6 protein-coding genes and 1 pseudogene are annotated in these 4,277 nt (G+C 61.0%); all 7 read right to left on the bottom strand.

Features of this window, described 5'->3' with window-relative positions; translation table 11 throughout:
• Nucleotides 1-252 (bottom strand): annotated as a pseudogene (locus VMU57_RS07910) (ABC transporter permease); the annotation flags it as partial.
• 33 nt (nucleotides 253-285) lie between these two features.
• The gene (locus VMU57_RS07905; RefSeq protein ID WP_325382192.1) at nucleotides 286-612 is read right to left on the bottom strand and encodes a PadR family transcriptional regulator; all 327 of its coding nucleotides are present in this window, start codon (nucleotides 610-612) and stop codon (nucleotides 286-288) included.
• 131 nt (nucleotides 613-743) lie between these two features.
• Nucleotides 744-1,451 carry a hypothetical protein gene (locus VMU57_RS07900; RefSeq protein ID WP_325382190.1) on the bottom strand — a complete coding sequence of 236 codons (708 nt, stop codon included), beginning with the start codon at nucleotides 1,449-1,451 and terminating at the stop codon, nucleotides 744-746.
• Nucleotides 1,435-1,896 (bottom strand): PadR family transcriptional regulator, encoded by a 462-nt coding sequence (locus tag VMU57_RS07895; RefSeq protein WP_325382188.1) that lies wholly within the window; start codon nucleotides 1,894-1,896, stop codon nucleotides 1,435-1,437. Before VMU57_RS07895 ends, VMU57_RS07900 begins: the two co-directional genes overlap by 17 nt.
• Nucleotides 1,897-2,207: 311 nt before the next feature.
• The gene (locus VMU57_RS07890) at nucleotides 2,208-2,822 is read right to left on the bottom strand and encodes a class I SAM-dependent methyltransferase (RefSeq protein ID WP_325382186.1); all 615 of its coding nucleotides are present in this window, start codon (nucleotides 2,820-2,822) and stop codon (nucleotides 2,208-2,210) included.
• Nucleotides 2,823-2,957: 135 nt separating this feature from the next.
• Nucleotides 2,958-3,884, bottom strand: coding sequence for a diguanylate cyclase (locus tag VMU57_RS07885; protein WP_325382185.1), 927 nt, complete (start codon nucleotides 3,882-3,884; stop codon nucleotides 2,958-2,960).
• Nucleotides 3,881-4,277: Hpt domain-containing protein (locus VMU57_RS07880; RefSeq protein WP_325382183.1), on the bottom strand; the 397-nt coding region annotated here is incomplete at its 5' end. The genes VMU57_RS07885 and VMU57_RS07880, both read right to left, overlap by 4 nt.

The following is a 4,277-nucleotide window of genomic DNA, read 5'->3' as shown; positions in this document are numbered from 1 at the left end:
CACCGCCACCAGCGTAAATCCCGGCGCGCGAGTGAGAATCCGCCAGCCGTAGCGCAGGTCCTGCATCAGCCGGTCCAGCCACGTCCATCCGCTTGCCTCGAACGCCTGCTCGCGCAGCCGCAGCATGTTGCCGAAGTTGTTGCGACCTGCGCGGGCCGCCATCTCGCGATGGAACTCCATGTCGTTTTCAAGCTCCGCATCGAGACGGCGCCTGTTGATCAGGTAATGAATCTTACGAAGCAGATCGCGCATGCGTGAACCTCCGTGAACCGTAACCGCCTCGGCCTAAGCCGTTCGAAGAATGTCCCGGATCGCCTGGTTCACGCGATCGTAGCTGACAAGCTCTCTCTTCAATTGCTGCCGCCCCTTCGCGGTCATGCGATAGAAACGAACTCTGCGATTGGTCTCGGAGATGCCCCACTCCGCCTCGACCCAATCCTTCAGCAACATCTTCTGCAGCGTGGGATAAAGCAGCCCCTCCTCCACCGCGAGCACCTCGCTCGAGAGCAGATGAATCCGTTGTGCGATGGCATAGCCATGCAGTCCTCCGGTCTGGAGAACACGAAGAATCAGCATCGGAAGAGCGCTGGCAGGGCTAACGGATTCAGGCATATTCTCCATAGGCATAATATTTATATGCCTATGGGGAATATGTCAATATTGAACTTCACGATCGATTGAAGTATGCAACAGGGCTATGCGAACCGGAGAGCTTGTTATAAGCGCAACCGCGAGTACTGCCGCTAGGAAAGTGAGACTCTTCGCAGTCGCCAGATAAAATAGGGCACCATCCCGAGCGAGAATACGATCACGGCACCCACCAGGCGGTCCAGCAAAAGCTCACCCGAACTTGGAAGCGTGAAGAACATACGAATGTGCCCGAGTCCGCCTGGGATCGCCGTGCGGCTGGCACGAACCTGGGCGGCGCCTCCCACGAAGGCGACCAGAATCGTGCTAATGATTGGCCACAGCGCATTGAATCTCTGCCGAGCGGCGATGAGAAAGACGATCCAACCGACGAAAACCGGCGCGCCGAAATAGATCAGCCTGCCAACTCCCAAATAGAAGATCGCAAACCCATCGATCCGAACGAACGGCGTATCGGCTCCTGGCAGAAATATCTGCCAACCCGACCACAGAAGAAACATGGCGATGTAGTAGGCAACCGCCAGCATCAAAAGCGGACCGAGACTGAAGATTGCCCATGGAGCCCGGTTGCTCCACGATCGAAACTGCCGCTGCTCGATCATGGCGTTCGCGAGATCGTCGGTGCGGCCAAGCCGGATCAGCGCCGCAGCTTCCGCGTCCGCTGCGCAGCGACCTGCGTTTCTTTCATCCACCTTGAGATCAGACAAATGATCGCCGAGTTCGCACAGGTAGCGCCGTACATGCCGTGGTGCAACACCGGCCCGCAACAGGCGCTCGCGCAGTTCGTCAAACGGCTTCGCCATGTTTTTCTCCTGTCAAAATCGTTTGGATCGCTGCCGTCAGATTAGTCCACCCCTTTGCAAGATCGGCCAATCGTCGTGTCCCGGCAGGCGTCACGGAATAGTAAATTCGGTTGCGCCCATTGACGGTCTTGCGCCGTGACCTTAGTGCACCGTCGCGTTCCAAACCGTGAAGCACTGGATAAACCACGCCTTCGCCAACCGCGATCACCGAGTCGGTGCGACCACGTATCGCCTGGACGATCTCATAGCCATACATCTCCTCTTGTTGAACCAATCTGAGAATCAGTAGTTCAGGAACGCCGTTCATAAAATTCGGATTGGTTTCGCGAGGTGCCATCGAAAAGCTACTATACATCGAACCAAGAGGTATAACAACCAATTCATTCCGCCCATTCACGAAGAACGCCAGTAAAGCATCCTCCGACATCAAGTAATCTACGACCACGACGCAATAGCTCCTGCTATGCCGATTAGCTTTAAAAAGCGTTCGCCCGAGAGCGAGACCAGTCCCGAAGAGCGAACCGCGATCCTACCCAAAATGGAGAGCGCCATGTCCCCAGACACCGCCCTCGCCTCAGCCGCAGAACTCGCAGCCAGGAGCCCAGTCCGCTCCCCAACGAGACCGCCGAGTATGGCGGCGAAGCTCGATCTCTTCGGCGAGCAGAGCGGTGCGGTACCTGCTTCTCCCCACCCCCAAAGCAGCAAGGCACACCACGCCTCACCCCAAAGCACCCCCAACCGCACGTCATCGCCCCCTCAGCCGCTCTTGCTCGCCACGCCCACAATCTGGGGACTCACCACCGGGAGCGGCGCCACCATCGCCTCGTACTCCACCGCTGCAAAGCCCGCATGCTCCAGCTCCACCGCAGTCTCGCAACAAGGATTGCATCCATCGACCAGCGGCCTCCACAGCGGAGCAACCAGCCGCTGCACCCGTCGCAGCCTGCTCCCACGCGGCGCAGCAACGTGCTCGATAAACACAAACCGCCCGCCCGGCTTCAGCACCCGCAGCACCTCGCGCAGCGCACGCTGCCGGTCGCCGATCGAGCACAGAACCAGCGTACCGATCACAGCATCGACGCTCGCGTCCTCCATCGGCAACGCATAGGCCGAGCCTACCCGGCAGTCCACCGCCATCCCCAGACGCTCGGCCTCGCGCAAAAGATAAGGCCGCATAAAGGGATTGGGATCGACGCCGATCCAGCGCACTGCTTCGCGGTCGAGATAGCGAAGGTTCACGCCCGTCCCCGGCCCCAGCTCGACCACGGTCCCACGCAGCTCGGCAAACAGCCGCTGCTTATAAGGCGCGACGAACTGCTCATAGCCCTGACTGAAGCGCGCCAATGCCCACGCAAAGATTCGCTGTCTCAATCTCCCGCAATCTCCATTTCGCCGCTCCCCTCTCCCATTCTGCTCCCTGCATGAGGGGACTGCTTCGGTTGAGAGGATGTGCTTTTGTGGTGGGGTTAAGTCTTTTCCCGATGCTGAGCGATTGGTGGTGAAGGTTTAGACGGCGACGGGTTGTTCGGCGAAGACGACGCAGTTGCGGCCTGCGGCCTTGGCGCGGTAGAGGGCGGCGTCGGCTTTTTTGACGTAGAGGTCGATATCGACGGCTTCGCACGGAGGCTCGATGGTGATGGCGCCAAAGCTCAGCGAGACGGAGACCGAGCCTTCCTGGGTGAGGAAGGGGACGCGGCTGATCTCTTCGCGGATCTCATTTGAGCGCACCTCGAGCGTGGCTCTGCTGCAGTCGCCGAGTACGATGAGAAACTCTTCGCCGCCGAAGCGTCCGACGCAATCCTCGGGCCGTACCAGGTCGCGCAGGTAGTGGGAGACCTGCTGCAGGATCTCGTCGCCGACCGGATGGCCATAGGTGTCGTTGATCTTCTTGAAGTGGTCGATGTCGCAGATCAGCAGCGACAGCGGGGTGCGGTGGCGGGTGGCGCGGCTGAACTCGGCGCGCAGCAGGGTGAGAATGCCGCCTCGGTTCCACAGCGAGGTGAGCGCGTCGTGGGTCGCCTTGAAGCGCATCTCCTCGCGTGCCTCGACCAGCTTGTCTTCGAGCTGGAGGATGCGGCGGCCGGTGTGCAGGCGGGCCTTCAGCTCGGCGGCGTGGCAGGGCTTGGTGAGGTAGTCGTCGGCCCCGGCCTCGAGTCCGCTGACGATATCGTCGCTCGATTGGCGCGAGGTGAGCAGAAGGATGTAGATGTAGGCGTCCTCGTGGCGGCCGCGGACCTCGCGGCAGACGCCGAGACCGTCGAGCTCGGGCATCATCCAGTCGATCAGGGCGAGCCGTGGGCCGCCAGGATTGCACAGGATCTTTGCGGCCTGCACCCCGTCGGTCGCGGTGACGACCTCGTAGCCGTAGTTCTCGAGCGTTCGCTGCATCAGGCGCAGCGAGACGGGATCATCATCTGCAAGGAGAATCTTCACTGGGTCGTCTCCATACAGAGGCTGTCGAGGATGGTGATGACGCGATCCAGCTCCAGCTCCAGCTCATTGACGGCGGCGGTTGCCGATTGCACATTGCCGTTTCTGCCCATGGCTTCGATCTGTCCGGCCATGCGAGCGGAGACCGGCGCGGCGAGATTTCCCAGTGCGCGTTTGAGCGCGTGGCCGACCCGTTGCAGCGTGGCGGCGTCGCCGGTGCGGGCGGCTTCACGGGCGGCGTTGATCTGCGCAGGATAGTCTTCGCGGAAGAGATCGAGCAGCTCGGCGAGAAAGGCGCGGTCGCCATCGATGCGTTCGAGCAGCTCTGCCGTGGCGACGGAGGGTTCTGTGGGTTCGGAGGGGGCGACGGGCTCGGGTGCGGCGGTAAAGGCGACC

Origin of the sequence: Edaphobacter sp., from assembly GCF_035532915.1 — a bacterium.
GTDB lineage: Bacteria > Acidobacteriota > Terriglobia > Terriglobales > Acidobacteriaceae > Edaphobacter.
Note: the sequence above shows the minus strand (reverse complement) of the source record. Positions and strands in the feature narration are given on the sequence as shown.